This is a genomic window from Bradyrhizobium sp. YCK136 (assembly GCF_044570075.1).
Classification (GTDB): Bacteria; Pseudomonadota; Alphaproteobacteria; order Rhizobiales; family Xanthobacteraceae; genus Bradyrhizobium; species Bradyrhizobium diazoefficiens.
In genome coordinates, this window is record NZ_CP172424.1 from 6,408,544 (window position 1) to 6,433,938 (window position 25,395).

The window sequence follows — 25,395 nt, forward strand, 5'->3', positions numbered from 1 at the left end:
GCATTCCCGCTTCGTATGAAGTTGAGTATCGCGCAGGAAGCAGTCTTCTGATTCAAGCAACCGCAATCGAATATTATGAGCAAGAGGCAAATCAGATTAAGCTGAGTATGGAGGCTCTACTCGAGCTTTTATCGACAGCGGATTGTCCCGACGCACATGAGCATGGATCCAGCCGATCTTTGGTCGACGCTGACGCCCGCGCTCCGACGCCAGATCGTCGAAGACGTCGCCGCAATTTTGGCGGAGATCCCTCATGAAGTCCGAGCTGGTCACACCAAGCCACTTGGCGCGCAAAGCCGTAGTCTACATCCGGCAGTCGACGCCCCATCAGGTCGTAAGCAATCAGGAGAGCCTGCGCCTTCAATACGCGCTTCGCCAGCGCGCCCGCGAACTCGGATGGCGTGAGGCGGCCATCGACGTGATTGATGCCGATCTCGGGTTGAGCGGCGCGTCTATAGCACAGCGTAACGGCTTCAAGGAACTCGTTGGCCGTGTTGGCCTGAGTGAAGTGGGACTCATCCTGTCGATCGACGTGACCCGCTTGGCGCGTAATTGTACCGACTGGTATCCGCTCCTGGATATCTGTGGTCTACGTGGCTGCCTGATCGCCGACCGCGATGGTGTCTATGATCCGGGCACTCCCAACGGACGGTTGCTTCTCGGGCTGAAGGGTTCGATCTCCGAGCTTGAGCTACATACGATCCGCAGCCGGCTGACCGCCGGCCTGCTGGCCAAAGCCGAACGCGGCGAACTTGCGGTTATGCTGCCAATCGGGCTGATGCGGGACCCGAGCGGTGTGGTCGTTAAGGATCCCGACATGGCCGTGCAAGGGCGGCTCGGTCTCGTCTTCCAGTTATTCCTGCAGCTGCGCAGCGTTGCCAAGGTCATGCGAGCGTTGAACGAGCGTGACCTGGAACTGCCGCGTCGTGATCGATATGGCGATTTGTGCTGGACGCGCGCGACGCTGGCTGCCGTCGCGGCGATCTTGAAGAACCCCGCATACGCGGGCGCCTTTGTCTATGGACGAACCCGCTTCCGGCCGCCGAAGCGGGAGGGGGCCCTGCCACAAAAGGCTCCGCGGCCGATGGAGGAGTGGCGGATCGTCGTTAAAGATCGATATCCAGCCTATATCGACTGGCCAATTTATGAAAAAATCCGATCCGTCATCAGAGATAACCGAGCCGAATACATGCGCATCAAAACCCGCGGCGCGCCTCGCAATGGCGAGCTCCTGCTCCACGGCATTGCCTGGTGCGCACGATGTGGCCATAAGATGTACGTCCGCTACAAGGGCGGCGGCGAATATGTATGCAATCACCTGCGTACCCAGGAAGGTCAGCCAACCTGCCAACACATCCGCGCCGCCCATATCGATGCAGCCGTTGGCGACGCATTCCTAACCGCACTAGCGCCGGCCGAACTCGATGCCTTGTCGCGCTCCCGCCGGGTGCAGCAGCAGACGAACAATGCGCTACGCTCCAGTGCAGAACGAGAGCTCGAGCGCAAGCGATACACGGCGGCGCTCGCCGAACGGCAGTTCAACCGAGCTGATCCAGATAATCGGTTGGTCGCCTCGGAACTCGAGCGTCGATGGGAAGCGGCGCTAAACGACGTGCGCGCCGCCGAAGAGGCGCTTGCCCGACAGACGCCGCCCAAAGCCATCACACAAGTGGCCATAAGCAAGGAGCTCAACGACAAGGTCATCAGCCTCACCGGCCGCCTCCCGCAGATATGGGGTGACGAGACTATCTCGGATGCGCATCGCAAGGCGTTGTTGCGATGTCTCATCGAAAAGGTCGTTCTCGACCGCGGTGAGCGCGACTTGGCCCTGGCTAGGATCGTCTGGCGGGGAGGCGCCGTGACGGAGCTCGAAGTGAAGATGAGCGTCAACTCCGTCACCAGATTGACGCGAGGCACAGAGATGCGGGAACGCCTTCTGACGCTCGCTCGCGACGGCGTCCCAGACGACAAGATCGCCACAATCCTTACTCGGGAAGGTCACCGCTCTCCCCGTTGCGCCGATAAGGTGCTGCCTATCACCGTTGGGCGGCTCCGTCGTGCCGCCGCCATCAAGGTAACTGCCCAGCGCAGCCGATGGGAGCATGACGACTCATACCTCAGCCCGCCCGAACTGGCCCGAAGGCTCGAGATTCCAGTAAACTGGCTCTATGTTCAGATCCGAACCAAGCGTTTGCTAATTGATCGCCAGCCCAGCGGCGCCTATCTCTTCCCGAATACACCATCCGTTCTTCACGCCATCGGAGACCTTCGAAACCACGTCATCGCGCAACTTGATCTAAGAATCTGTCAGCCTAACAAGGAGGGGCATTTTCGAACTGCACGCGCGTCAGATGCATGACGCCGTCGCTGATCTGCGGCCACTCGAAACGACCATCGCGGCCAAGGCGCTTGTAGACCAAAACGAGGCCCGTGCCGTCCCATAGCAAAATCTTCAGCCGGTCGGCGCGCTTCGAACGAAAAACCACGATCAGGCCCGAATGCGGATCGAGCCCAAGCGTGTTTTGCACAAGACCGGCCAGCGCGTCGTGCCCGCACCGGAAGTCAACAGGACGCACAGCAAGCACAATCCGCAGTCCCTGCGCCGGAATGATCATGCGCCGCGCTCGATCGCAGTCACGATCTCCGCGATCCGCACCGCCGACACGTCCGCATCCAGGCGGACCGAAACCTTGCCAATCGTAATCTCGACGGGCCCCTCGCTCTTGCCTGACGCCACTGGATCGCTCAGCTCGATCGACACGAAATCCGCCGCGTCGTCCGTGACCAATGCGAGCCGGCCAGCACGCGCCAATCTGCGCCACGTCGTCAACTGCTGGGCCTTCACACCATAACGCCGTGCGACATCACATACCCGGGCGTCGGGCTTCATGCTCTCGAAAACAGCGCGCCCCTTGATCTCCGCAGACCATAACCGGCCTCCAGAACGCGTCCGGCGCGTAAGCTTCCCCACAAAGCCATCAGCTTCGGCTTCCTCCCCCGATTGTTCCATCGCCTTCAGTCTCCTCTCGGCTCTCTGACAAGCCAAGGATCGCAGAGCGAAAGCCGAAGCGAAACCAGTCAATCAAATGGGAGAAAAGCTCCGCTTACCATTTACCGCACCCACACTAAACCGCATGCGCTTTGAATTGATGCAATCGAAGTCAACCAAGCGTTCAAGTGTGTTCCTCAACGGAGCGACATCGTAGTAACTGACGGCAGCGGCCGTTTCAGCGGGCCAGAACAATGGCGGAAGCATTCGAGGAGTGAAGAAATGCGGCGCGCCAAATAGCAAGGTACCAAGTGACCGTGTCTGATTGACCAGACGCCGCGTAGGTTCGTCGGTGATCTCGACGGACTTCAAATAGGGGACGCCCAACGGTGGTGTGCTGACGGCTTCCCAAAATTCTCGTAGTTTCCCGACGCGCTTTTCCCGGACATTACCGGCGATTAGGGCGGCATTCACCGCGCCTATCGAAATGCCAGCGATCCAATCCGGGTCGAGGTTGGCCTCGGTCAGGGCTTCATAGACTCCTGCTTGGTAAGCACCGAGGGCGCCCCCACCTTGCAGGAGAAGCGCTATTCGTTCGAACGGTGGGCGCTGTTTCGCTCTGATGAACGGCCGCTCGGTCTCTGACGTGCTCGTCATGGCAGTCGTCCTTCGATGTCGCATTAGCCACGGAACATGGCGGCATGATCCCGTGCGAATTCGGGGAAAGTGCGCGGCGGCCGGCCGGTCAGGTCGGCGACTACGCTGGTGATCGTCACGGTCTTTCCGCCCGCTCGCTGATAAGCACTGATGGCGAGGGCGCTTTCGAGGATGGCCGGTGGATAGCCCTCTCGCTTTCGACGCGCCCGTGCGTCATCCGGAGTCTCGTCAATAAAGCGGAGCGGCTTGCCAATCGTATTGCTGATGATTTCTGTTGCCTGACGGTAAGACAGCGCCTCGCTGCCGGTAACCACGTATATCTGGCCCCGATGTCCAGGTTGAGTAAGTGTGACGACGGCGACCGCGGCGATGTCTCGGGCATCGATGTAGGGGATCAAACCGTCGCCCGAAGCCGAATAGACCACGCCGTCGTTGATGATGTATTGGGTCTGGGTCAGCAGGTTCTGCATGAAATGGTGAGGTCGAAGAATGGTCCAATCCATTCCCGATGCCTGCATCTCCTGCTCGATCTGATAGTGCCAAAGGCAGATCGGCGCTAACGAGTGGTCCGTGGCGCCGAATGCCGACAGCTTCACGATATGCGTGATCCCGGCGGCCCGTGCTGCCTCGATGGCGTTGTGCTGCTGCGCCACCGTGTCTTCGCCAATACTCGAAACAAGGAATAACGTGTCCGCGCCCTCGAATGCGGCGGGCAATGTCTGGCTTCGCGAGATCTCCGGTCACCCATGTGATACCCGGCAGATTTGGCACCTTTTGGGGATTTCGGGTCATTGCACGTGCGGCAACGCCCTGTTGCGACAGCATTCGCACGATATCGCCGCCGACCATGCCCGTACCTCCAGTTACCAGAATCATGCATGCCTCCTCTTGTTGGCAGCGTGAAAGTGGAGCGGTAGCGCGACTGTCATCCAAGGCACACGCGCTCATACAGATTTCGAAGGATCATGGCTGTCGCGCCCCAGATTTTGCGACGACCGAATTGCATAGTGTAGGACTCGAGAGGGAAGCCGTTCCAATCGAGGATTTCACGCTTGTGATTTTGTGAGGTCATCAAGTCAGCCAGCGGCAGTTCGAAGGCATCCTCGACCTCGTCGCGATTCAGCCGAAGTGTGAAGCCAGGCAACACGAGCGCCAGCACCGGCAAAATCCGATGGCCGAAGGGCGTTATGTGAATGTCGAGATAGCCGATCGGCTCAACAAATTTCCGTGCAAGCCCTATTTCTTCCTCGGACTCGCGTAGGGCGGCGGCCATCGGGCTGGCGTCGCCGGCATCGATCTTGCCGCCGGGAAACGAAATCTCCCCCCCATGATCGTTGAGACGTGCCGTGCGCCCGGTAAACAGGACGCCCGGCTCGTTACGTTGGACCACCGGGACCAGCACCGCCGCTGGCCGGATCGGCCTCACGGCCGCAATAGCGGCAAGCAAAGCAGGATCGGCATTATGCGCGTCGGAGCGCGCAATGGCGTCCGGGTTGGTCAGCGCTGCCGGCACATCGAACGTCAGCCTCTCTTGTGCGCGGGAAAGGAATACTGACCCAGTGACGAGGCGATTGTCGTGGTCGGTGCCGTCGGTCATTGGCATCACCCGGCGACCTGTTTCCGACCGCTTGCCGGCACCGCGAAGTCGATGATCGGTCCAAGCGGCACCACACCCGTCGGATTGATGGTCGTGTGGCTCTCGTAGTAATGCCGCCGGATGTGGTCGCGATTAACTCTTTAGATCAAGGGTCCTCTAATGCAGATCGGTTCGGATCAACGAGCGTAATGCTGTTGTACGACCCGCGATTGGAGGAACGCACGATGATCGACCTCTCAAAGTATGGTGATCATGCGGCGCTCGTCGGCCGCATTCTGTATGCATCGATGTTTCTTCTGTTCGGTTACGGAAAGATAACAGGCTTTGCCGGCACTACTAGCTATATGGGTTCACTTGGACTCCCTGCGCCCGCACTGTTCACTCTGCTCGCCATCATCATTGAGATCGGCGGTGGCTTGTTGATACTGGTTGGCTATGAAACTCGGCTCGTGGCTCTCGGGCTCGCGATCTACACCCTGGTTTCTGCGTTTATCGGGCACTTTCAACTCAGCGACTTTAATCAATTCCAGCATTTCATGAAGAACATGGCGATCGTTGGCGGCTCGCTGGCGTTTGTCGCGTTTGGTGCTGGCAGTTATTCGCTTGACGCGAAAGGATCGCCGCAAGTGCGGTCAGTCGCGTAAGAGACGAACCGAACGGGATCACGTGCTATGGGGCTAGTGCACCGGCCGATGCCGACGATCACCCAGCCCAGCGCCAAGGAACTTTGGTGGCGCCCGCTACTAGGAGCACTGTTGACCCGAACCCCCTAGGCAGGGCTGCCAACCCTACAAGGAGTGGCGACTCTGGACAGGAGTAGTTTTGCTTGCCCTGCCCCATCTAATCTCTATAGCGCGCGCCAACGACCAAGCGGCACCACAGAGTATCCAAGAAGTGGGCGCTGACATTCGTCGCAACCGGCTCGCCCATCAATACTTCCGTTGTTGGCCCATCGCGACATACTGCGCTGCCGCACGAACTTGGTCCTACGGTAGCAAAGCCGACGTAGTCACCAGTCATATGATGCGGCTGGGTTTATAGGTACACGGCCTTGGATGCCAGGCTCCCGCAAGCATACGAATTCGCAGTCGCGTGCCGCCATCTTCCTGAAACCTGACGCCGCTCCCGATCAATGAATGATCTGGCCGAGGAACGCCCTCGCCCGCTCCGTCCTCGGCGCGCGGAAGAAGGTTTCGGGATCGGCCTCCTCGACGATCGAGCCGCGATCCATGAAGACCACCCGGTCAGCGACTTCGCGGGCAAAGCCCATCTCGTGCGTGACGCACACCATGGTCATTCCGTCGCGCGCGAGCTCCACCATGGTGTCGAGCACCTCCTTGACCATCTCCGGATCGAGTGCGGAGGTCGGCTCGTCGAACAGCATGATCTTCGGCTGCATGCAGAGGGCGCGGGCAATGGCAACGCGCTGCTGCTGGCCGCCGGAGAGCTGTCCCGGATATTTGCTCGCCTGGTCGTGGATGCGTACCTTGCGCAAGACGCCGATCGCACGCTCATGCGCCGCCGCGCGCGACAGACCGCGCACCTTGATCGGGGCCAGCATGCAGTTCTCGACGACCGAGAGATGCGGAAACAGGTTAAAGCTCTGGAACACCATGCCGACCTCGCGGCGGACGTCGTTGATGTCGCTCATCCGGTCCGACAGCTCGATGCCGTCGACGACGATGCGGCCGCCGTCATGCTTCTCGATGTGGTTGATGCAACGGATCAGCGTCGACTTGCCCGAGCCCGAAGGTCCGCAAAGCACGATCTTCTCGCCTGCCCTCACGCTGAGATTGACGTCACTCAGGGCCGTGAAGCGGCCGAACCGCTTCACCACGTTTTCTACGGTGACGATGGCCGCGGATCGGCTCGTCTCGTTCGCGGCAATCTCCCGAACCATCTTCGTCTCCCCAGGATTTTTCATCGGCGTGCTCCGGCGATGGCATAGCGCTTGCGCAGCAATGCGACGCCTTGCGATGCCGCCGAACTGATGGCGAGGTAGACCACGACGACCACGAGATACATCTCGACGAGACGACCGTTGAGCTGCGCGAGCTTCGAGGCCGCGCCGAGCAGGTCGGTGAGCGAGAGCACGTAGACCAGCGAGGTATCCTGGAACAGGATGATGGTTTGGCTCAGGATGATCGGGCTCGCCACGCGGAGCACCTGCGGCAGGATCACGCTGCGATAGGTCTCGAAGGTGGACAATGCGAGCGCCTGGCACGCCTCGAACTGTCCGCGGTTTACCGCACGCAATCCGACGCGAATGATCTCCGAATAATAGGCCGCCTCGAACAGGCCGAAGGTGATGAAGGCGGTCCAGGTGGCGCCGATCGGAATCGGGCGACCGTTGCCGGCGAGATGGCCGAGCACGATCGGTACCAGGAAGAAGAACCAGAACAGGACGAGGATCAGGGGGATCGAGCGGATCAGGGCGATGTAGCCGCGCACGACCTTCCCGATCACCGGCACCTCGAAGTGCTGCAACAGCGCAAGGCAGGTGCCCAGGATCATGCCGACCACGAAGGCCACCGCGGTCAGCGCCAGCGAAAACAGCAATCCGGACCAGAGATAGGGCCACGCCTGCAGAACAATCGAGAAATCGAGGCTGTTCATTTCACGACCTCCATCCCTGAGGGCAACGAGCCGGCCTGCTCGACGTCGTCGGCCAGGCTCGGCTCGATCGCATCCTCCGCACGCCCTGTGCCCGGAATGCGCACGGCCCTGTCGATCAGCGCCATCCCCTGATAGGCGATCAGCGCCAGCGCGAGATAGATCAGGGTCGCGGCGCCGAAAGCCGTGAAGGTCTGGAACGTCGCCTCGCTGATCTGGCGCGCCTGAGCCGTGAGCTCCATCAGCCCGATCGTCAGTGCGACCGAGGTGTTCTTGTAGATGCCCATCACCTCGCTGGTGAGGCTTGGCACGATCAAACGCAGCGCCTGCGGCACGATGATATGGCGGTAGGTCAGATAGCCCGTGAGTCCGAGTGCGCTTGCCGCCTCGGTCTGCCCCTTCGGCAGGGCCTCGATCCCGGCCCGAACCTGCTCGGCGATCCGGGCCGCGGTGTAGAGGCCGAGGCACAGAAGTGCGGGGACGAATGATCCCCAGGGCGGCGGAATCTGCTTGATGGCATTTCCGAGCGTGACGGGAAGAATCTCCGGCAGGACGAAGTACCAGAGAAACATCTGCGCCAGGACGGGGATGTTGCGGAAAATCTCCACATACAGGCGCGCAAGCGCAGCGATGGCCCGGTTCTGCACGGTGCGGCCGATCCCGACGACGATCCCGATCGCAAAGGCAATCCACCAGCCGAAAAACGCCAGGGCCAGGGTCCAGCCGAGGCCCGACAGAAGCCAGTCGATGTAGCGCTGGCCATCCGCCGTCTGTTCAAAGAGCACCGCGAACATGGCGAACCTCGAAGCTCCGGATACAAGAGAGGATCAGCGTGCGGAAAGATTCCGCGATATGGTTCTCCGACTAATCGACGGCATCGCTGGGATGCGCGATCCGTTCCTTCAGTTCGTCGGTCAGCGGAAAGGCAAGATTCTCGCCCTTTGGCGGAATCCCCCGCGTGAACCACTTCGCGTAGGTCTTTTCGAACTGCCCCGACGCCATCTGCTTCGACAAGACGTCGTCGACGAGCGCCTTGAAGCCGGCATCGCCCTTCGTGAACATCAGACCATAATAGATCTTGGCATAGCCCTCGGGGAGGAAGATCAGCGCATCCGGTTTCGGCGCTGCGGCCTTGAGGCCGGCAAGAAGGATATCGTCCTCCATGAAGGCGGCCGCGCGGCCGGTGTTGAGCATCAGGAAGGATTCCGCATGGTCTTTCGCCTGGACGATGTTGAATCCGAGCTGCTCCTTTGCATTCACGCCTTGCGCGAAGCCGACGGCATTGGAACCCTGGGTCACGACGATCGTCTTGCCCTTGAGATCGCCGGCCGTCTTCAGGCCGCTGTCCGCCTTGACCAGCCAGCGCGGCTGGCTGACGAAGGTGGCGACGGAGAACGAGACCTGCTCCTGCCGCTTCCTGTCGTTCGCCGTGCCGCCACACTCGATGTCGACGGTGCCGCTTTGGATGAGCGGGATCCGGTTGGACGAGTTCACCGGCGTATAGTTGACGGCGAGATTGGGCAGGCTGAGCTCCGCCTTGATGCGCTCGACGATGCCGGCACAGAGGTCCAGTGAAAAGCCGATCGGCTTTTGATCGGGACCGAGATACGAGAACGGAATGGAGGCCTCGCGGTGACCGATGGTGATGGCACCGCTCGACTTGATCTTGGCGAGCGTGGGACTGTCGGCCGCGATCGACGGCCCAGCGAGGGTGCCGACGGCCGCAAGGCCGATTAGGCCGCCCCATACACGCGCAAAACTCGTCATGTGCATCTCCCCTCCGAAGAACAGCCTAGGCGGCCCTGGACGACGGCTTCACGCCGCGCCGCTTGATGATGTCGATCAGGCGATCGACATCGGCGAAAGTGTTGAACATCCCGAACGACACGCGAATGCCATCGCGCTCCGGCGACACGCGCACACCGTTCTGCTCGAAATGGCCGAGCCATTCGGCGGCGCGAAGCGCGATGACGTAGATGTGCGGCGCGCGGTGCTGCCGATCGCGGGGACCGACGAGACGAACGTCCAGCGCGTCGAGCCCCGCGATGAGATGATCGCCGAGATCGAAACAGTGGTTCTGGATGTTCTGCACGCCCAGGGCCTCGATCATGTCGAGCGAGGCACCGAGCGCGTGGATCGCCGGAAGATTGAAATTGCCGAGCTCGAAGCGGCGCGCGCTCGTGGCGAGGTCGAGCTGGTCGGGCCGGGCGATGAGATCGGCCGGGACCTCCGCAAGGCTGGCGGCGGCGAGATAGGCGGGCTCGAGCTCAATCCTCGATTTGTCCCAATACAGCAGCCCAAGCCCTTGCGGCACGAGCAGCCCCTTGTGACTGCCCGACCCGATGAAGGTCGCCCGCATGGCTTTCGCATCGATCGGCACGACGCCGATCGCCTGCATGACGTCGACGACGAAATAGAGCCCCTTCTCGTCACAGAGGGCGCCGACGCTTTCGACGTCAAAACGATGACCGGCGTGGAAGGTCACCTGCGACATCGAGATCGCCCGCGTGCTCGCGTCGATGTGCGGACGAAGGCTGTCGGCGTTCACGATCTCCGTCATCGGCACGAACTCGACCGTCACGCCCTTGCGCCGCAGATTGAGGAACGCATAGGCGTTGTTGGGATGATCGCCATGGATCATCAGCACCTTGTCGCCGGCGCGCAGGGGCAGCGCGTTGGCGGCAATGTTCATGCTTTCCGAGGTGTTCTTGGTGAAGGCGATCTCGTCGGCCGCTACGCCGAGAAACCGCGCCAGCTTCTCGCGGGTCTGCTCGACGCGATCGAGCCACACGCTCTTGGGGCCGGCCGTCTCAAGGCCCTCGCGGAGGAAGAGATCGATCGCCGCCTTGACCGGGCGCGCGAGCGGCGTCTGGAAGCCGGCGTCGAGATAGGTGATGCGCTCGACAGCCGGAAATTCCTTCCGCACGGCACCGACGTCGTAATGGCGAGACATCCCACTCTCCTGATGAGCGCGCCCGGCAGGGCTCTGGCTGCGCTGCACAAATCCTGATCACCTTTCGGCGACGCCAACGATATGAGCAATCCGTCGGTACGGCCAAGAATAATTTTCATATTTCAATAGTATTTATTCCGAAAAATGATAATTATATGGATGTCACGCAAGGATGAGTAGATGCCGCAAACCAGTTCCGACGGACCGCTCGACCGGGCCTTCGCCATCGTTGGCCATGTCGCCGGTCAAGTCAGAGCTGTCTCGGTCGCGGAAATCGCCAACGCGCTGGCTCTCCCGCTGCCGACGGCGCATCGCCTGATCGGCAATCTGGAGCAGCGCGGGCTGCTTCAGAAAGCCCTGGGAACGAAGCGCTACGTGGTCGGCAACCAGCTGGTCACGCTGTCGGCCAAGGTCATCGGCGCAGCTTTCCGCACCGCGCGCCGGCACGCCGTGCTCCGCGCAGTCGCGGCCGAAATCGGCGAGCAATGCGAGATCGGTGTCGTGCGGGACAATGTCGTCGCCTACGTCGACAGCGTCCGCGTGTCGCAACCGCAGGGGCTCCAGTTCAATCCGGGCGAAGCGGCACCGCTCCACTGCACGTCGACCGGCAAGATCTACATGAGCCGATTGCCGGAGCGAGCGCGCGAGAAGCTGTGCCGCGCACTCACGCTCACCAAATACACCGAGACGACGATCGTCGACGTCGAAAGCCTGATGAAAGTCCTCGACGAGACGCGCAAACGCGGCTGGGCCAAGACCAACGAAGAGTACGTGCGAGGGGTCGTCGGCTGCGCCGTTCCCATCCTGTCTCCGGATCGCGAACTGATCGCGTGCCTCGGCGTCTCCGTTCCCGTGGCCCGCGTGAGCTTCGCCGAGTTGGATCGGTTCATCGCTCCGCTGCAGAAAGCCGCTGCGCTGCTGTCGGAGACCATCCTCCAGGCCGACGATGACGGCGCGAGCGAGCATCAGAGACGTTCTAGTCCTGCCCGTTTGATTGTCCGCTTCCGGCCCCCGTCGGCGCCGCTCCGCGCCCACAGCAGCGCGAGCGGCCCCAGCGCGATGCCGGCGGCGAGGACGATGAACGCCAGCAGCCAGCCGGTCGCGCTCTGCGGGCCTCCGGCCGCGTCGAGCGCAGCGCCGGTCCCCCACGCGCCAACCGCTGACAGGCCGAAACCAACCGTCGAGTGCAAGGCGAGCGTCGCGCCGCGATGTTCGGATGCGGCGGCGGCCGACATGCCCGCGGTCAACGCGCCGGAATCGGCCGGCACGGTCAGGCCATAGAGGAGCAGCAGCAGTGCGAGCAGCCATGCCGGGGCCGTCGCGTTGAGGCCAATGACCAGCGCGACGCAAGCCGACGCGATCATCACGATCGTGATCGCGCGATGGCGGCCGAATTTCAGCGCCGCCTCGTTGCCAAGGATGCTAGCGAGCATCGAGATCACCGCGAAGCAGAAGCTCAGCACAACAGGGCTCAACCAGGCCGGCGCGCCCTGATGAGCGACGACGAAGGTCCAGAACCCCACCAGCCAGGTGCGGATGCCGTAGAGCTCGAAGCAGTGCGCACCATAGCCGAGGATGTATCCGAGCGCCTCGCGGTTGGCGAAGACGGGAGCGAAGTTCAGCAGACGCCCGGCTTTCGGCACGGGTCGCCGAGGGTCGATCAGGAGGCACGCGCCGACCATTGCGACCGGACCGAAGCCGGTCACAACGAAAGCCGTCCGCCAGCCCCACCTGTCGGCGATCAGTTGCGCCACCAGGAACGAGAGGCCGACACCCACCGAGAAGCTCGACGTGTACAGCGTGACGGCCCGCGAGGTGTCGCCCGCGGGAAGCCGGTCGGTCAGGGCTTTCAGGCCGGGCATGTAGGTGCCCGCAAATCCGAGCCCTGCAAGCGACCAGATCGCCGTGCCCGACCAGAACCCCTGCGCGAACATGCCGAACGCCGCGGTGGCGAGCCCGCTGACGATCGAGCCCCAGAGCAGGACCAGCCGCGCATCGATCCGGTCGGTCAGCGTCGTCAGCACCGGCACTGCGAGCATGTACCCGAACGCATAGCCGCTTGCCATCAGACCGCCTTCGGCCGCGGAAAGTCCCCACGCCGGCATCAGGTGCTGCGCCAGGTTCGCGGACAGCGTCACATGCGGCAGCAAGTTGCCGACCTGGCCGATGCACATCACCGCAATCAGAGACCGGCCGCTCAAGCTTCGAATTTTGCCCTCCATTGCGGGGAAGACAGCGCCGGGGTTGGCAGGGTGCCGAGCGCCGGTCCTTCGGCGAGCGGGTGCGGAGCGGAGTGCCTCATGAGCAGCCACACCCCGAAGCGCCCGACGTCTTCGCGGTTTCGTCGGCGGCGCAGCAGGCCGACGAAACGTCCTTCGCCGGTCCGCCGCAGCATCCCGACGCGGCGGCAGCGGTCTCAAGGCCGCCGCGCGTACAGACGCCGGTCTCGGGCAACACAAGCTCGACTCTCGCCGCGGCGCGCTTGTCGCCGGCGATATCGGCCACGATCGAGCGGACCTGCTCATAACCCGTCATCATGAGGAAGGTCGGGGCCCTGCCATATGACTTCATGCCGGCCAGGTAGAAACCCGGCTCATCATGCGCGAGCTCGCGGGCGCCGTGCGGGCGCACCGTGCCGCAGCTATGTTCGTTGGGATCGATCAGCGGCGCCAGCGCGACCGGTGCCTCGATGGCGGGATCGAGCCGCAGGCGCAGCTCGGACAGGAACGAAAAGTCGGGACGGAAACCGGTCGACACGATCAATTCGTCCACGATCACGTGTCGCGCACCGCTCAAGGCGCCGGCGGCGATCTTGAGCCGGCCCTCGGAGTCCGAAAGATGCGAGACGCCGAATTCGGTCTCGATCCTGATCTTCCCGGCGGCAACGAGCGCGGCGAAGGCGCTGCCGAGCTCGCCGCGCGCGGCCAGCTTGTCGTTGCGGCCGCCGCCGAAAGCCTTGGCGGGATCGGCGCCGCGCAAGAGCCAGACCGGTTGCGTACCCGGCACCTCGCCCGCGAGATGCACGAGATCGATCAGCGTGCCCACGGCGGAATGGCCGGCGCCCAGGACGGCAACGGTCTTCCCGGCATATCTGGAACGGGCGGCGCCTCGCACATCCGGCATGCTGTAGGCGACGCGGCCGGCGCACTCGGGCTCGCCGATCGCCGGCAAACCGTTGCTCCCGGCCGGATTGGGGGAGAACCATGTGCCTGACGTATCGATCACAGCATCCGCGCGCAGCACTTCGGGGCCGCTGCCGTTCCGGTAGCGGATCTCGAACGGCGCCTGCTCGCGTCCCCTGGTCCTGGCCTTGTCGAAGCCGACACGGCTGATCGCCGAGACGCGGCTGGAGGTCCGGATCGCCTCACGCAGCGGCGTTCGCGTCGCAAGCGGCGCGAGATATCGATCGAGCAGCTCGCCGCCGGTCGGATAGGACTGAGGGTCCGGCGAATTCCATCCCGTCGGCGCGAGCAGACGCGCGGCGGCCTTGTCGATGTTGTACTCCCACGGCGAGAACAGCTGCACGTGCTGCCACTGGCGGATCGCATGTCCAGCCTCCGGCCCGGCCTCCAGCACGACGGGCGACATGCCCCGTGCGAGCACATGCGCGTCCGCAGCGAGGCCGACGGGCCCTGCCCCGACGATAGCTACCATCTTCCCATCACGCATCTTGTCATCCTATAATTCTAGAAATTTCGAATAACCGAGCCGAAAAAATCAGGCCGCCGTCCGGGCGCCCTTGCATCCGGCTTCGTCCGCACAGCACTCCGCCGCGAGGAAATCGACTAGGCCCCGCATCAAGTCATAGTTCGCGTGACAGACCAGGGTCGTCGATTCGCGGACCTGGCTGATGAGTCCGACCGCGACCAGAGACTTGATGTGATGCGACAGCGTCGAGGCCGGGATCTTCAGCTTGTCCTGCAAGCGGCCGACGGGCATGCCCGACCGTCCGGCCCGGACCAGGGCCCGATAGATCTGAAGCCGTGTCCGGTTACCCAGGGCTTCCAGGCGTGCTGCTGCGTCGTCGATCTTCATGACGAGACAATGCACCGAGCCGCCGGCGCGGTCAACTATATTTCTAGAATATTGGAAATACAGTTGAGACCGCTCCGGCGGAGGCTGGCATCAACAGCACTTTCCGTTCTGCTGGATCGGCGGACAAGGGACCGATCCGTACGAACAAAAGACGCAGCAATCGCCGCTCTTGGGCTTGAGCCGGGCCCCGCACCCCTTGCAATCGTAGAAGAACTGGCAGGCGTCAGTCGGCATGGTCTCGGCTGACGCGTGATGACAGACCGGACACGTAATAACCGATTGCGTTTGCATTGCCGGCTTTCCTCGATCGACAAGACCCATTCTAGTCGTTTGGCGCCAACGCGCCAACAAAGGTCGTGTTACTTTCGGAGCCCGATCTCCATCAGACCATAAAACTAGCATTATAGTTGTAATTACCTAGGGCTTGCGGTATCGTAGAACCCATGAACCGGAAAATCGCTGCGCGCTGTCTGGCGGAACTAGGCAATTTGACGCGCCTGGACATATATCGGCTGCTGGTTCGAGCCGGGCCGCCCGGCCTTAGCATCACCGATATCCAGACCCGCCTCGACGTACCGGCCTCGACGCTCGCCTTTCATCTCCGCGGGCTGGTCACCGCTGGCCTCGTCGCACAGGAAAAAAACGGGCGCACGGTGATCTGCCGCGCTCGATACGATCGCATGGACGGAGTCATCGCGTTCTTGCGCGAGCATTGCTGCGAGGGATTTGCGAGTGACGCGCCGGCGGCGGCGACACGCCGGGCGAGTTGATCAGATGCGGATGGTGAGCCCCCGAACGTCGGCTCTCCATTATGGCTGGATCGTACTGGGCGCGGGCACATTCGGCTCGTTCATGACGCTGCCCGGCCAAACGGCAGGCGTTTCCGTTTTCTTCGACCCCATCACCGCCGATCTCGGAATCTCTCGCACATCGGCCTCAATCGCTTATGCAGTGGGAACGCTTGCGGGAATTGTTGCACTCACCATTCTGCCGGTTGCGGCTGCCCTGTTTCGCGATCGGCCGGAGAAATACGGCCTCAGCACGGACGCCGGGCTGCCGCCGACTACGCAAGATCTACGGGAGGAGCCTTCGTTTACGCGCAAGCAGGCGCTCCGTACCGGCGTATTCTGGCTGCTGTGCGCGGCAGGCTTTCTCACCAATGCCATCGGCACCGCGCTCTTGCTCAATCACTTCTCAATCATGCGGACGGCCGGGATCGCACACAGCGACGCGCTGCTACTGCTGTCGCTTCTTGCCGGCGTTCAAGCCGTTGCGACACTCGGCACCGGATTTCTGGTGGATCGCTATGAACCCCGGCACCTGGTTCCGTTCGCGATGTTCATGCTTGCGCTGGCGACGGCTCTTCCGGCGTTTAGCAGCGGCGTCGCCATCAGTGTGCTGTACGCGCTCAGCCTGGGAGGGGCGTACGGTTCGCAGCAAGCCATCAACGCCGCCGGCTATGCGCAGTATTTCGGCCGCGACCATCTCGGCGCAATCAGGAGGGCGTCGTTCGTCTTCGGCATTGCCGGCGCAGCATTCGGCCCACTGCCTTTCGCGGCAAGCGTCGATTGGGCCGGAAGCTATGCGGCCGTCCTGATCGGTTGCTGCATGCTTTGCATTGTCTGCGGCGCCGGAGCATTCGCCGTCAAACGACCGTTCTCGTCGGCCGATCCGATGATGAACTGCAAGATGGGAGCAACGCCATGACAGGCGGAGAAACGACCATCGTGGCTGGCATCGAAATTCCTTCGACCGACGCCTTCTTTCTGGCGGTGGTCCTGGGACTGCATATTCCCCTGGGCCTTGCGTGCGTTGCGATCGGCGCAATCGCGATGTTGAGTGAGAAGCGTCGCGGGCGTCATTCGAGACTTGGGACGACCTATTTCTGGTCACTGCTGGCGCTCGTCGCGTCCGCGACGTTACTGTCACTTATGCGCTGGGCCGAAAACTATCACTTGTTCGTACTCGGTGTGTTGTCATTCACTTGCGCCTGGATCGGGCGCACCGCGCTCCGGCGCCGCTGGTGGTATTGGGTCAGGCTGCATATAGCTGGGATGGGCCTGTCGTACATACTGGTGCTGGTTGCTTTCTACGTAGACAATGGAAGGCAGCTTCCGCTTTGGAAGGACCTGCCCCATTTCATGTACTGGCTGATACCGCTGGCCGTTGGTATTCCGCTTATCGTTCGCGCGCTTCTGTGGCCGCCGTTGGCACCCGCCCGCCATGATTTCCACTTGATGCGGTAATTTGCGATGCGCGCCAATCGATGCCCTCAAGCCAATGCGGCCGAATAGCTCCTTCCGACGCTTGACGGGCCCTCCGGATTTCGGATTGACGAGCATCTAATAATTCCATAAATCTGGATATATGGAAGCTGAAGAAGCCGTTCTCGCCCTCGCGGCGCTGTCCCAATCGACCCGTCTGGAGGCCTTCCGGACGTTGGTCAAACATGAGCCCGATGGCCTTGCGGCAGGCGACCTCGCGCGCCAGCTGGAAGTGCCGCCCAACACGCTTTCGGCCCATCTGTCGATCTTGACGCGCGCGCGCCTCGTGACCTCCGAGCGGCGCAGCCGTTCGATCGTCTATCGCGCCAACCTCGCCGAGTTTCGCGACGTCGCGGTTTTCCTGCTTCGGGATTGCTGCGGCGGGCGACCGGAAGTTTGCGAGCCGGTCGTCGAAAGCCTCCAAGCCTGCTGCTCTCCAAAGCGAAAGGGGCGTATCCGTGCCTGATCGAATCTACAATGTCCTGTTCCTGTGTACCGGCAATTCGGCGCGCTCGATCCTCGCCGAGTCGATCCTCAGGAAGGACGGAGCCAGCCGCTTTCAGGCATTCTCCGCCGGAAGCACCCCGAAAGGCTCGGTCCACCCGCTGGCGCTGCGCACGCTGGAAAGCATGGACTATCCCACCGACGGGATGCGCTCGAAGAGCTGGCTGGAGTTCGCTGCTCCCGATGCGCCGGTGATGGATTTCGTCTTCACCGTTTGTGACAATGCCGCCGGCGAGGCCTGCCCCATCTGGCCGGGGCAGCCGATGACCGCGCACTGGGGTATCGAGGATCCCGCCGCAGCCGAGGGCACCGATCTTGAGAAGCAGGCGGCGTTCGTCACAGCGTTCCGCTACCTCAAGAATCGGATCGATACCTTCGTGAACCTCCCATTGAGAAGTATCGACAGGCTTTCACTTGGCACGAAGCTGCGCGAGATCGGCCGCGCCGAGGGCGCAGCACGTCCAGCGCCAAAGGCCGGCTGATGGACACGTTCGACCTTTCCCGACGCCTGGTCGCCGAAGCGCTCGGCACCGGCATTCTCGTCGCCACCGTCGTCGGGTCCGGCATCATGGCCGAGACGCTGACCAAGGACGTGGCTCTTGCGCTCCTCTGCAATACGTTGCCGACCGGGGCCATTCTCGTTGTCCTGATCACCGTGCTCGGTCCGATCTCCGGCGCGCATTTCAATCCGGCAGTGACGCTGGTCTTCACCGGCAAGCGCGAGCTGCCGGCGAATGAAGCCGCGCTATACGTCATCGCTCAGATCGTCGGTGGCGCGATCGGGACGATTGCGGCGCACCTGATGTTTGCGCACCCCGTGATCGACCTGTCGATGAAGGTCCGGACCGGCGGAGCGCAGTGGTTCGCGGAAGCCGTCGCCGCTTTCGGACTGATCGTCACGATCCTCGCCGGCATCCGCTTTCAGCGCGCGGCCATTCCCTGGCTGGTCGGCCTCTACATCACGGCCGCATATTGGTTCACCGCATCGACGTCGTTTGCAAATCCGGCGGTCGCAATTGCGCGTTCGCTCACGAACACCTTTTCCGGCATCCGGCCCGTCGATCTTCCCGGGTTCATTCTCGCGGAGCTCTGCGGAGCGATCGCAGGCATGCTGCTGATGAATTGGCTGCTCGGGCGCGCCGAAGTGCGCGGCCCGGTTGCTGTTGCGGAGACCCGATCATGAGCGTCACGATCTATCACAACCCGGATTGCGGAACCTCGCGCAACACGCTCGCGATGATCCGGCAGAGCGGTGCCGAGCCCACCGTTATTGAATACCTCAAGACCCCACCATCGCGCGAAACGCTCAAGCAACTTATCGCAGCGATGGGAATATCGGTCCGCGCATTGCTGCGCGAGAAGGGGACCCCCTATAAGGAACTCGGCCTCGCCGATCCCAAATGGACGGATGATGAACTGCTCGACGCGATGATGGCACATCCCATTCTGATCAATCGTCCGATCGTGGTGACGGCGAAGGGCACGCGACTGTGCCGGCCATCCGAAGCCGTCGTCGACCTCCTGGACAATCCCCTCGGCCGGTTTGTGAAGGAGGACGGCGAGGTGATCGAAGCCAGGTAGGCACGAACGAAGAACGCATTTCGCCCCGACGGCCCGATCAGAGACCGATACAGATCGGACATCAGTTCTTCGTACTCGCCGTCTTGTCGAGCGCGGCACGCACGCCATTGGCGAGCTTGATCGCGTCGTCGTTCGCCCAGAAGTGCATGAAGAAAAGGCGCGGCTGCTCGTCCAGCATGTGGCTATGAAGCGCCGTTACGGAGATGCCATGGGACCGGAGCGCCATGATCACGGGATTCACCTCGTCGCCGATCAGCACGAAGTCGCCGGTGATGGCCGCCCTGCCGCCGCCGGTCGGCTGGAAGTTGACACCGGTCGCAACGCCCATGGGCCCGACGGGACTTAGCTGCATTCCGTGCTCGGTGATCGGATCGCGGCGGGGAACGTTGAACTGATAGACGCCGCCGTTGGCCTGCCCCTTGACGCCGATGATCTGATCGAGCTTGGCCGTGTCGAGATCAATGGCAGGCGGCGGGACCGCCGGAGCCGGCGCCGACATAGGCGTCTTGCTCTCGGCAAGCGCGGTCCTGATGGCGGTCGCGATCTTGAGCGGATCACCGTGCCCAGCCACATGCATGTAGAATGTCGCCGGAACCGCGCCGAGCAGATGGTTGTGAACAGCCGTAATCTCCAACCCGCTCTCGATCATCTTCTGCATGACCGGGTTGATTTCCGATTCGAGCAGCACCAGATCGCCCATTGCCATGACGGCGCCATGCGCGGGCTTGAACGCGACCCAGCCGCCCAGCGCCAGCGAAGGCTTGATGGTGACGCCGTCGAGCGTCACCGTGAGGTCGGTGCGGGGAAAGCCATAACGATGCACGTCACCGGCGACGGCCGGCTTTCGGCCCAGCGCATCATCGACCTTCTGCCAGTCGACATCCTGCGCGTGAGCGGTCGCGATGAAGCATGCGCCGATGCCCATCAGCGGCAGAATTGCACTTCGCATTGATCTGCTCCCTCGAGCGAAATCCGGTTTCCGGAGTTCAGTTCTGCTCTTTGATCTGGCCGGCACCGTCGATAAGGAGCCGCACCGGCTTGCCGTTCTTGACCGCCTTGGCGGTCGTCTCCCCTCCGCCGTCGACTTGATCTCGCTGACCTGCGTGTAGCCAGCCGCCTGGATCCTGGCGATCAACTCGTCTTGAGTCAGTGCGCGTGCGGTCGGCACGCCAGCCGCGATCGCCAGAAACAGGAAGGTGAGAAGGATTGTCCATGTTCGCATGGTCGTTCTCCCGGTCATGTCCCGCCCCAGGTGAAGTCCGCTTTTGCGACGCTGCCCTTCCAAATGGCGCAGATCGAGAGGTCACGCCCCTGACGCAGGTCCGCCGGGACGCCCTTGTCGGTATGCGCGCCGACAGGCTCCGGCGCGCCGCGCGGGAGCGATGAGCCGAAACGATCTGTCGGATGAATTCGGAGTGTGGGGTGACATGCTGCGCCCTTGGTGACGATCAGGACGCGATTCTTGGGCATGACGCCTCACGGGGAGATCGCACATCCCCGTTGCCTGAAATAGAAAACCCGGAACGCCGAGCTGTCAACCTGCGCGTCGCGCGAAAGCACCGGGCAGGCCCCGGGTGGAACCGCGCGACCGTCTTGAAAGCCGAGGCCGATCTCACGTAAGGTCGTCCGCATGGGGGCAATGCAGACCCCCCATGAGACTTCGGTCCAAGCTCTGCGCAGCACGCACTTCGTGGAGCTTGCGCATGGATACCGAACAACACTTTCCTCTCCGATCCACCGTTGCCATCCTCTCACGCGGCGATGCCGCCGCGCGGGCGGATGCCACACCGCAGAACAGCCGCTTCGTCCGCGTCTTCGAGGCACTCGCCGCCGCCGGCATCGAAGCCCGGCCCGTCATCTACGACGAAACCTTTGCCGACGCCGTCCGCGATCAATTGCTTGCGGTCGACGGCGTGCTCGTCTGGGTCGACCCGATCCATCAAGGCAAGACACGCGCTGACCTCGATCCCCTGCTCCGCGACGTCGCGGCGCGAGGGCCATGGGTGAGCGCGCACCCGGACGTCATCCTGAAGATGGGCGTCAAGGAAGTCCTTTACAGAACGCGCCACCTGGGCTGGGGCGCCGACACGCATCGCTACGACACGGCCGCAAGCTTCCGCGCCGAGTTTCCGTCGCGCCTTCAGACCGACGGACCGCGCGTGCTGAAACAAAACCGCGGCAATGGAGGCCAGGGCGTCTGGAAAGTGGAGGCCATTGCAGAGGCGAGCGCCATGGTTCGCGTCCTCCATGCAACGCGCGGCAGCCTGCCTGAGGACATGCCGCTCGATGCCTTCATCGCCCGGTGCGAACCCTATTTCGGCTGGGGCGGCTGCATCATCGATCAGGCATTTCAATCGCGCCTGCCCGACGGGATGATCCGCTGCTACATGAGCGGCTCCAAGGTCGCGGGCTTTGGCCAGCAACGGATCAAGGCCTTGATCCCGCCGCCGCCGGAAGGCCCCGATGCAGCGGAGGCGCAACCCGGCCCGCGCATCATGCACGGACCCGATGCTCCACCGTTCCAGGCGCTGCGAAGATCGATGGAGAACGAATGGACGCCGCAGATGATGGACACGCTCGACATCGATGAATCCTCGCTGCCGGTGATCTGGGACGCGGACTTTCTCTACGGACCTCGCAACGCGGCAGGCGCCGACACATACGTCCTGTGCGAGATCAACGCGAGTTCCTGTTTTGCGATTCCCGACGAGGCACCTGCGACGATTGCGCGGACGGTGAAGCACCGCCTGCTGACAACCCAGGAGGCCGGCTCCGGCAGATAGGAGAAGACGGCACCTGATGGAGGCCGCAGCAGCGGCGCTGCGGCCTCCCCTGGATCAGATCTTCGGGATCTTCGCCCGCTCGACCACGCCCGACCATTTGGTGATCTCGGTTTCGATCAGCGCCTTCATCTCCGCCGGCGAGCCGCCACGGACCTCGCCGCCGACGGCCGTCTCCAGACGTTGCCTGAGGTCTGGGTCCTTGAGCGCATCGAGCGTCGCTGCATTGAGCGCGGCGATGATGGCGGGCGGCGTTCCCTTCGGGGCCAGCAGGCCGGCCCAGGTGCGCACGTCGTATCCCTTGATGCCGGCCTCCTGAACCGTCGGGACGTCAGGCAATAGCGCAGTCCGCGTCGGCGAGGTCACCGCAAGGCCGCGGATCGCGCCGCTCTGGATTTGCGGCGCGAGCAGGACCGGCGTGCCGACGATGACCGGAACCTCTCCGCCGAGAAGCGCGGTGACGGACTGCGAATCGCCGCGATACGGCACATGCACGATCTCGATGCCGGCCGTTGCATTCAGCAGCTCGCCCGCAAGGTGATGCGTGCTGCCGAAACCGACCGAACCGAAGCTGAGCGAGCCGGGCTTCTCCTTCGCCATGGCGACGAGCTCGCCCAGCGACTTCGCCGGGTAGTCACTGCGCACGGCAATGACGAGCGCGTAATAGACCAGCGTCGAGATCATCTCGAAACTGTCCGCGGGCTGGTAGGCGAGGCTCTTGTAGGTCGCCGCGGAAATCGCGTGGGCGCCTGTGACGAGCCCGAGCGTGTAGCCGTCAGGCGCCGCCTTGGCGACGGCATCCGCCGCGAGGTTGCCGCCGGCGCCCGGTTTGGCCTCGACGATGATCGGCTGCCCGAGCCGCTTCGCGAGCCCGTCGGCGATGATGCGCGACAGCGTGTCGGCCGCGCCGCCTGCGGCAAATCCGTGCAGCAGGCGGATCGGGCGCGACGGATAATTGTCCGCAAGTGCCACTGTGCCGGCGGCGAGAAACCCGCCAAGCAGAAACGTTGCCGCAGCAAGCCGTCTCATCCATCGCATGGATGCGTTCTCCCTTTTTTGACCGTTCTATCGTTGGCCGCAGCGAAGGCGGCGTTCTCCGGGCCGGGCTGCCCAACGGGCGAACCCGGCGCATTCAGGCGATGGCGGCATGCTCCGAACGGGCGCCCGGGCGAAGTTCGGCGTGTGATGTCATCGTGCCGTCCATCCCCTCATGGCGTCATGATGATCTTGCCGAGCGCCGCGCCCTGCTCGAGCAGCGCGTGGGCCTGCCTGACCTGGTCCAGCTTCAGGACCGCCGAGACGGCCGGCTTGATGGCATTGCGGCTCAGGGCCTCGATCACGCTGCGCATCAGGGCGCGGCGGCCGTCGCGATCGTGGTCGTAGATGTGGAAGGAGAAGCAGCGCACGGCGGGACAGATGTCGAGGTGATTGCGCATCGCCGCCATCAGGTTCTCTTCCGGAAGGCCCGCGAAGGCGTTGTAGGAGAGCAGCGTCCCCCATTTGCCGAGCGCGCCGAGATAGGCGGTGAACTCCGGCCCGCAGACGTGATCGAGCACGAGGCCGACGCCCTCGCCGTTGGTCAGCTCGCGGGTTCGCGCCACGACATCCTCGCGGCGGTAGAAGATGATGTGATCGGCACCGTTCGCCTTCGCGAACTCCGCCTTCGCTTCGGTCGAGACCGTGCCGATCACGGTCATCTGCGCGAGCTTGGCGAGCTGCACCAGCGCGGTGCCGACGCCGCCGGCCGCGCCGATCACCAGCACGCTTGTCGGCGCGCGCGGGTGGCGGCATTCGTGCAGGAGTGCGTAGGCGACCTGATAGTTCGACAGGCACACGGCGGCTTGCAGATCGACATGGTCGGGCAATGCGTGAACGGCGTCCGCCGGGGCAACCACGTAGTCGGCGTAGCAGCCGCCACGTTGCGACAGGTCGCGCGCACTCAGCAGCACCTTCTGGCCGACGGCAAGCCCCTCCACGCCGGGCCCGAGCGCGGAAATGCGGCCCGCGACGTCATTGCCGGGATTGGCCGGCAGCGGCGGCATCCATTTGTAGACGCCACGCCGGATCAGCGCGTCGGGCTGCCCGACCCCGAACGCCTCGGCCCGGATCTGCACCTGCCCGGCGCCCGGCACGGGCACCGGAAGCTCGACCAATTCGAGTGCATCCGGCCCACCCGGCTGACGCACCAGCACCGCCCTCATGATTTCGCCTCGCCTCCCCAAACTGCATTTTCGAAAATAATACTGTTTACGAAAATTATTGCAAGGCGGTCGTTGCGCGAGGATATCTCCTGAAGTGGAATTGGCCGGCGACGATTCATCGGGACGAGGAAGATAGGAAATCGCCGTGATCCTGACGCGCGCCGGCTGGAGTCGCAGTCATTCTCGAAAATAACACGCCAGCCGGAAAAAGCCCGTGCGCCGTTCGGGCTTGCGAGGGCGGCCGGCGGCCGCCTCACGCGCGCGCATCGGGGGACCTAAGGCGTCGGACGTCTGCGCGCATGAAGCCTTGACGGGTCCGGCGCGCACTCAGTGCGTCCCGCACCGGCAGTTCTCGTAATCGACGGGATCATGGCTGTTGACGATCCTCACGCGGTCGCCGTGGTCGAGCTTCAGCGCGCGCAGCCGCGCCTGGTTGGCGATCCGCTGCGTGCGGTCCATGTCGGCGCGGCGCTGGAAATAGCCGAGCACCAGCGGCATGCGCGGGGATGCCGCGAGCTGGCCGTGATGGAAATAGCTGTCGCCGGCATGCAGGAGCCATGTGTCGCCTGATCGGACCGCGATGCCGCAATGGCCGAGCGTATGGCCGGCGAGCGGGATCATCAGGATGTCCGCCTCCTTGTCGCCGAGCGCGCGCACGCCCTTGAAGCCGAACCAGTCTTCGCCGGCTTCGCCATAGAACGTCCAGCTCGGACCATGGCTCCACTGCCCGGTGACATAACGCCCTTCCGGCGGCGCCGGCTTGCGCTGCACCGCCATGTCGTATTCGGCGCGATGGACGTGGATCGCGGCATGGGGAAAGTCGGGCACGCCGCCGGCGTGATCGCGATCGAGATGCGTCAGCAGCACGTGGCGCACGTCTTTGGGTGAATAGCCGAGCGCCTCCACCTGCTCGAGCGCCGTCTCGGACGGATCGAGCCTTGGCGCGGTCTGGCGCAGCCATCGCCGTCCGAGCCGGTCAGGGGCTGCGATATCGCCAAGCCCGATGCCGGTATCGACCAGGGCAAGCCCGCCACCCGTTTCGACCAGCAGGCAGTGGCAGACCATGCGGGCGCGCTGGAACAGGCCGCCGGTGCCGTTCACCAGGCGGCGGCCCATCGGGCACATCGTCCCGGTGTTGAGATGATGGATTTTCATGGAGGACCTCGCCCGTTGTGAACAGGGCGTTCTTGTCATCGTCCGATCCATAGGTAAAATATTGAA

General features: G+C 63.2%; 30 protein-coding genes and 3 pseudogenes. 11 read left to right on the forward strand and 22 right to left on the reverse strand.

Annotated elements, in window-relative coordinates:
* Positions 1-253 precede the first annotated feature (253 nt).
* Positions 254-2,359, forward strand: a complete 2,106-nt coding sequence (locus tag ACFLEY_RS30950) for a recombinase family protein (protein ID WP_396604285.1) — start codon at positions 254-256, stop codon at positions 2,357-2,359.
* On the opposite strand, the gene tnpB is transcribed toward ACFLEY_RS30950, so the two are convergent.
* The 7 genes and pseudogenes from tnpB to ACFLEY_RS30985 all read right to left on the reverse strand — a co-directional run.
* The gene (gene tnpB, locus ACFLEY_RS30955) at positions 2,313-2,615 is read right to left on the reverse strand and encodes an IS66 family insertion sequence element accessory protein TnpB (protein ID WP_396604286.1); all 303 of its coding nucleotides are present in this window, start codon (positions 2,613-2,615) and stop codon (positions 2,313-2,315) included. The two genes, ACFLEY_RS30950 and tnpB, sit on opposite strands and share 47 nt — an antisense overlap.
* The gene (locus ACFLEY_RS30960; protein ID WP_026192391.1) at positions 2,612-3,010 is read right to left on the reverse strand and encodes a transposase; all 399 of its coding nucleotides are present in this window, start codon (positions 3,008-3,010) and stop codon (positions 2,612-2,614) included. The genes tnpB and ACFLEY_RS30960 overlap by 4 nt, the downstream gene beginning before the upstream one ends.
* A 72-nt stretch (positions 3,011-3,082) precedes the next feature.
* On the reverse strand, positions 3,083-3,646 hold the full coding sequence (locus tag ACFLEY_RS30965; RefSeq protein ID WP_060911200.1) for a patatin-like phospholipase family protein: 564 nt from the start codon (positions 3,644-3,646) through the stop codon (positions 3,083-3,085).
* Between the two features lie 23 nt (positions 3,647-3,669).
* Positions 3,670-4,362: an NmrA family NAD(P)-binding protein gene (locus ACFLEY_RS30970; RefSeq protein ID WP_060911199.1), complete on the reverse strand. Its 693-nt coding sequence runs from the start codon at positions 4,360-4,362 to the stop codon at positions 3,670-3,672.
* Positions 4,363-4,378: 16 nt separating this feature from the next.
* A pseudogene (locus ACFLEY_RS30975) lies at positions 4,379-4,594 on the reverse strand (NAD(P)H-binding protein); the annotation flags it as partial.
* On the reverse strand, positions 4,572-5,243 hold the full coding sequence (locus tag ACFLEY_RS30980; protein WP_082756305.1) for a CoA pyrophosphatase: 672 nt from the start codon (positions 5,241-5,243) through the stop codon (positions 4,572-4,574). The pseudogene ACFLEY_RS30975 and the gene ACFLEY_RS30980, both read right to left, overlap by 23 nt.
* A gap of 5 nt (positions 5,244-5,248) precedes the next feature.
* A pseudogene (locus ACFLEY_RS30985) lies at positions 5,249-5,380 on the reverse strand (glutathione S-transferase family protein); the annotation flags it as partial.
* An 87-nt stretch (positions 5,381-5,467) separates the two neighbouring features.
* Here ACFLEY_RS30985 and ACFLEY_RS30990 point away from each other — a divergent pair.
* On the forward strand, positions 5,468-5,887 hold the full coding sequence (locus tag ACFLEY_RS30990; protein WP_060912995.1) for a DoxX family protein: 420 nt from the start codon (positions 5,468-5,470) through the stop codon (positions 5,885-5,887).
* Positions 5,888-6,372: 485 nt separating this feature from the next.
* Here ACFLEY_RS30990 and ACFLEY_RS30995 read toward each other — a convergent pair whose 3' ends face one another.
* The 5 genes from ACFLEY_RS30995 to ACFLEY_RS31015 form a co-directional block, all read right to left on the reverse strand.
* The gene (locus ACFLEY_RS30995) at positions 6,373-7,143 is read right to left on the reverse strand and encodes an amino acid ABC transporter ATP-binding protein (protein WP_060912994.1); all 771 of its coding nucleotides are present in this window, start codon (positions 7,141-7,143) and stop codon (positions 6,373-6,375) included.
* A gap of 20 nt (positions 7,144-7,163) precedes the next feature.
* Positions 7,164-7,859 (reverse strand): amino acid ABC transporter permease, encoded by a 696-nt coding sequence (locus ACFLEY_RS31000; protein WP_060911198.1) that lies wholly within the window; start codon positions 7,857-7,859, stop codon positions 7,164-7,166.
* Complete coding sequence (locus ACFLEY_RS31005) at positions 7,856-8,650, reverse strand: amino acid ABC transporter permease (protein ID WP_060911197.1); 795 nt, start codon at positions 8,648-8,650, stop codon at positions 7,856-7,858. Before ACFLEY_RS31005 ends, ACFLEY_RS31000 begins: the two co-directional genes overlap by 4 nt.
* Positions 8,651-8,720: 70 nt before the next feature.
* Complete coding sequence (locus ACFLEY_RS31010; protein WP_011085880.1) at positions 8,721-9,629, reverse strand: amino acid ABC transporter substrate-binding protein; 909 nt, start codon at positions 9,627-9,629, stop codon at positions 8,721-8,723.
* A gap of 19 nt (positions 9,630-9,648) precedes the next feature.
* On the reverse strand, positions 9,649-10,809 hold the full coding sequence (locus ACFLEY_RS31015; RefSeq protein WP_171901243.1) for an aminotransferase class V-fold PLP-dependent enzyme: 1,161 nt from the start codon (positions 10,807-10,809) through the stop codon (positions 9,649-9,651).
* A gap of 180 nt (positions 10,810-10,989) precedes the next feature.
* On the opposite strand from ACFLEY_RS31015, the pseudogene ACFLEY_RS31020 reads away from it, so the two are divergent.
* A pseudogene (locus ACFLEY_RS31020) lies at positions 10,990-11,769 on the forward strand (IclR family transcriptional regulator); the annotation flags it as partial.
* 5 nt (positions 11,770-11,774) lie between these two features.
* Here the strand turns inward: ACFLEY_RS31020 and ACFLEY_RS31025 are convergent.
* The 4 genes from ACFLEY_RS31025 to ACFLEY_RS31040 all read right to left on the reverse strand — a co-directional run bounded on the left by ACFLEY_RS31025 (position 11,775) and on the right by ACFLEY_RS31040 (position 15,135).
* A complete protein-coding gene (locus tag ACFLEY_RS31025; RefSeq protein ID WP_211433406.1) occupies positions 11,775-12,983 on the reverse strand; it encodes an MFS transporter in 1,209 nt (402 codons plus the stop codon).
* A 124-nt stretch (positions 12,984-13,107) separates the two neighbouring features.
* Complete coding sequence (locus tag ACFLEY_RS31030) at positions 13,108-14,478, reverse strand: NAD(P)-binding domain-containing protein (protein ID WP_060911194.1); 1,371 nt, start codon at positions 14,476-14,478, stop codon at positions 13,108-13,110.
* Between the two features lie 48 nt (positions 14,479-14,526).
* Positions 14,527-14,844, reverse strand: a complete 318-nt coding sequence (locus tag ACFLEY_RS31035) for a helix-turn-helix transcriptional regulator (protein WP_060911193.1) — start codon at positions 14,842-14,844, stop codon at positions 14,527-14,529.
* A gap of 90 nt (positions 14,845-14,934) precedes the next feature.
* Positions 14,935-15,135 (reverse strand): GDCCVxC domain-containing (seleno)protein, encoded by a 201-nt coding sequence (locus ACFLEY_RS31040; protein WP_074077126.1) that lies wholly within the window; start codon positions 15,133-15,135, stop codon positions 14,935-14,937.
* A 152-nt stretch (positions 15,136-15,287) separates the two neighbouring features.
* Between ACFLEY_RS31040 and ACFLEY_RS31045 the strand changes: the two genes are divergently transcribed.
* From ACFLEY_RS31045 to arsC, 7 genes are all read left to right on the forward strand, one after another.
* Complete coding sequence (locus tag ACFLEY_RS31045) at positions 15,288-15,614, forward strand: helix-turn-helix transcriptional regulator (protein WP_028172265.1); 327 nt, start codon at positions 15,288-15,290, stop codon at positions 15,612-15,614.
* Positions 15,615-15,618: 4 nt separating this feature from the next.
* Positions 15,619-16,551, forward strand: coding sequence for an MFS transporter (locus ACFLEY_RS31050; protein ID WP_060911192.1), 933 nt, complete (start codon positions 15,619-15,621; stop codon positions 16,549-16,551).
* Positions 16,548-17,090, forward strand: a complete 543-nt coding sequence (locus tag ACFLEY_RS31055) for a hypothetical protein (RefSeq protein WP_060911191.1) — start codon at positions 16,548-16,550, stop codon at positions 17,088-17,090. The genes ACFLEY_RS31050 and ACFLEY_RS31055 overlap by 4 nt, the downstream gene beginning before the upstream one ends.
* 121 nt (positions 17,091-17,211) lie before the next feature.
* Complete coding sequence (locus ACFLEY_RS31060; RefSeq protein WP_060911190.1) at positions 17,212-17,574, forward strand: helix-turn-helix transcriptional regulator; 363 nt, start codon at positions 17,212-17,214, stop codon at positions 17,572-17,574.
* A complete protein-coding gene (locus ACFLEY_RS31065; protein ID WP_060911189.1) occupies positions 17,567-18,094 on the forward strand; it encodes an arsenate reductase ArsC in 528 nt (175 codons plus the stop codon). Before ACFLEY_RS31060 ends, ACFLEY_RS31065 begins: the two co-directional genes overlap by 8 nt.
* Positions 18,094-18,795: an MIP/aquaporin family protein gene (locus tag ACFLEY_RS31070; RefSeq protein ID WP_060911188.1), complete on the forward strand. Its 702-nt coding sequence runs from the start codon at positions 18,094-18,096 to the stop codon at positions 18,793-18,795. Before ACFLEY_RS31065 ends, ACFLEY_RS31070 begins: the two co-directional genes overlap by 1 nt.
* The gene (gene arsC / locus ACFLEY_RS31075; protein ID WP_060911187.1) at positions 18,792-19,193 is read left to right on the forward strand and encodes an arsenate reductase (glutaredoxin); all 402 of its coding nucleotides are present in this window, start codon (positions 18,792-18,794) and stop codon (positions 19,191-19,193) included. The genes ACFLEY_RS31070 and arsC overlap by 4 nt, the downstream gene beginning before the upstream one ends.
* Before the next feature lie 61 nt (positions 19,194-19,254).
* Here arsC and ACFLEY_RS31080 read toward each other — a convergent pair whose 3' ends face one another.
* Genes ACFLEY_RS31080 through ACFLEY_RS31090 form a run of 3 tightly spaced genes read right to left on the reverse strand, consistent with a single transcriptional unit; the run spans position 19,255 to position 20,663 of the window.
* Entirely contained in the window at positions 19,255-20,142 is an 888-nt protein-coding gene (locus ACFLEY_RS31080) for a DUF1259 domain-containing protein (protein ID WP_028172271.1), read from the reverse strand.
* A gap of 37 nt (positions 20,143-20,179) precedes the next feature.
* The gene (locus tag ACFLEY_RS31085) at positions 20,180-20,407 is read right to left on the reverse strand and encodes a hypothetical protein (protein WP_373565255.1); all 228 of its coding nucleotides are present in this window, start codon (positions 20,405-20,407) and stop codon (positions 20,180-20,182) included.
* Positions 20,408-20,429: 22 nt separating this feature from the next.
* On the reverse strand, positions 20,430-20,663 hold the full coding sequence (locus ACFLEY_RS31090) for a hypothetical protein (protein WP_060911186.1): 234 nt from the start codon (positions 20,661-20,663) through the stop codon (positions 20,430-20,432).
* Positions 20,664-20,896: 233 nt separating this feature from the next.
* Between ACFLEY_RS31090 and ACFLEY_RS31095 the strand changes: the two genes are divergently transcribed.
* Positions 20,897-21,976: a Cj0069 family protein gene (locus ACFLEY_RS31095; RefSeq protein WP_060911185.1), complete on the forward strand. Its 1,080-nt coding sequence runs from the start codon at positions 20,897-20,899 to the stop codon at positions 21,974-21,976.
* A 54-nt stretch (positions 21,977-22,030) separates the two neighbouring features.
* Here the strand turns inward: ACFLEY_RS31095 and ACFLEY_RS31100 are convergent, their stop codons facing one another.
* The 3 genes from ACFLEY_RS31100 to ACFLEY_RS31110 form a co-directional block, all read right to left on the reverse strand.
* Positions 22,031-23,011, reverse strand: coding sequence for a tripartite tricarboxylate transporter substrate binding protein (locus ACFLEY_RS31100; RefSeq protein WP_060911184.1), 981 nt, complete (start codon positions 23,009-23,011; stop codon positions 22,031-22,033).
* A gap of 170 nt (positions 23,012-23,181) precedes the next feature.
* Positions 23,182-24,174, reverse strand: a complete 993-nt coding sequence (locus ACFLEY_RS31105) for a zinc-dependent alcohol dehydrogenase family protein (protein WP_060911183.1) — start codon at positions 24,172-24,174, stop codon at positions 23,182-23,184.
* 327 nt (positions 24,175-24,501) lie between these two features.
* Positions 24,502-25,329 (reverse strand): MBL fold metallo-hydrolase, encoded by an 828-nt coding sequence (locus tag ACFLEY_RS31110; protein WP_060911182.1) that lies wholly within the window; start codon positions 25,327-25,329, stop codon positions 24,502-24,504.
* Positions 25,330-25,395 lie beyond the last annotated feature (66 nt).

Bases quoted from the DNA above. Each gene is read 5' to 3' on its own strand.
- ACFLEY_RS30950 (WP_396604285.1), top strand. From the start codon at position 254: ATGAAGTCCGAGCTGGTCACACCAAGCCACTTGGCGCGCAAAGCCGTA.
- tnpB (WP_396604286.1), bottom strand. From the start codon at position 2,615: ATGATCATTCCGGCGCAGGGACTGCGGATTGTGCTTGCTGTGCGTCCT.
- ACFLEY_RS30960 (WP_026192391.1), bottom strand. From the start codon at position 3,010: ATGGAACAATCGGGGGAGGAAGCCGAAGCTGATGGCTTTGTGGGGAAG.
- ACFLEY_RS30965 (WP_060911200.1), bottom strand. From the start codon at position 3,646: ATGACGAGCACGTCAGAGACCGAGCGGCCGTTCATCAGAGCGAAACAG.
- ACFLEY_RS30980 (WP_082756305.1), bottom strand. From the start codon at position 5,243: ATGACCGACGGCACCGACCACGACAATCGCCTCGTCACTGGGTCAGTA.
- ACFLEY_RS30990 (WP_060912995.1), top strand. From the start codon at position 5,468: ATGATCGACCTCTCAAAGTATGGTGATCATGCGGCGCTCGTCGGCCGC.
- ACFLEY_RS30995 (WP_060912994.1), bottom strand. From the start codon at position 7,143: ATGGTTCGGGAGATTGCCGCGAACGAGACGAGCCGATCCGCGGCCATC.
- ACFLEY_RS31000 (WP_060911198.1), bottom strand. From the start codon at position 7,859: ATGAACAGCCTCGATTTCTCGATTGTTCTGCAGGCGTGGCCCTATCTC.
- ACFLEY_RS31005 (WP_060911197.1), bottom strand. From the start codon at position 8,650: ATGTTCGCGGTGCTCTTTGAACAGACGGCGGATGGCCAGCGCTACATC.
- ACFLEY_RS31010 (WP_011085880.1), bottom strand. From the start codon at position 9,629: ATGCACATGACGAGTTTTGCGCGTGTATGGGGCGGCCTAATCGGCCTT.
- ACFLEY_RS31015 (WP_171901243.1), bottom strand. From the start codon at position 10,809: ATGTCTCGCCATTACGACGTCGGTGCCGTGCGGAAGGAATTTCCGGCT.
- ACFLEY_RS31025 (WP_211433406.1), bottom strand. From the start codon at position 12,983: ATGTGCATCGGCCAGGTCGGCAACTTGCTGCCGCATGTGACGCTGTCC.
- ACFLEY_RS31030 (WP_060911194.1), bottom strand. From the start codon at position 14,478: ATGCGTGATGGGAAGATGGTAGCTATCGTCGGGGCAGGGCCCGTCGGC.
- ACFLEY_RS31035 (WP_060911193.1), bottom strand. From the start codon at position 14,844: ATGAAGATCGACGACGCAGCAGCACGCCTGGAAGCCCTGGGTAACCGG.
- ACFLEY_RS31040 (WP_074077126.1), bottom strand. From the start codon at position 15,135: ATGCAAACGCAATCGGTTATTACGTGTCCGGTCTGTCATCACGCGTCA.
- ACFLEY_RS31045 (WP_028172265.1), top strand. From the start codon at position 15,288: ATGAACCGGAAAATCGCTGCGCGCTGTCTGGCGGAACTAGGCAATTTG.
- ACFLEY_RS31050 (WP_060911192.1), top strand. From the start codon at position 15,619: ATGCGGATGGTGAGCCCCCGAACGTCGGCTCTCCATTATGGCTGGATC.
- ACFLEY_RS31055 (WP_060911191.1), top strand. From the start codon at position 16,548: ATGACAGGCGGAGAAACGACCATCGTGGCTGGCATCGAAATTCCTTCG.
- ACFLEY_RS31060 (WP_060911190.1), top strand. From the start codon at position 17,212: ATGGAAGCTGAAGAAGCCGTTCTCGCCCTCGCGGCGCTGTCCCAATCG.
- ACFLEY_RS31070 (WP_060911188.1), top strand. From the start codon at position 18,094: ATGGACACGTTCGACCTTTCCCGACGCCTGGTCGCCGAAGCGCTCGGC.
- arsC (WP_060911187.1), top strand. From the start codon at position 18,792: ATGAGCGTCACGATCTATCACAACCCGGATTGCGGAACCTCGCGCAAC.
- ACFLEY_RS31080 (WP_028172271.1), bottom strand. From the start codon at position 20,142: ATGCGAAGTGCAATTCTGCCGCTGATGGGCATCGGCGCATGCTTCATC.
- ACFLEY_RS31085 (WP_373565255.1), bottom strand. From the start codon at position 20,407: ATGGACAATCCTTCTCACCTTCCTGTTTCTGGCGATCGCGGCTGGCGT.
- ACFLEY_RS31090 (WP_060911186.1), bottom strand. From the start codon at position 20,663: ATGCCCAAGAATCGCGTCCTGATCGTCACCAAGGGCGCAGCATGTCAC.
- ACFLEY_RS31095 (WP_060911185.1), top strand. From the start codon at position 20,897: ATGGATACCGAACAACACTTTCCTCTCCGATCCACCGTTGCCATCCTC.
- ACFLEY_RS31100 (WP_060911184.1), bottom strand. From the start codon at position 23,011: ATGCGATGGATGAGACGGCTTGCTGCGGCAACGTTTCTGCTTGGCGGG.
- ACFLEY_RS31105 (WP_060911183.1), bottom strand. From the start codon at position 24,174: ATGAGGGCGGTGCTGGTGCGTCAGCCGGGTGGGCCGGATGCACTCGAA.
- ACFLEY_RS31110 (WP_060911182.1), bottom strand. From the start codon at position 25,329: ATGAAAATCCATCATCTCAACACCGGGACGATGTGCCCGATGGGCCGC.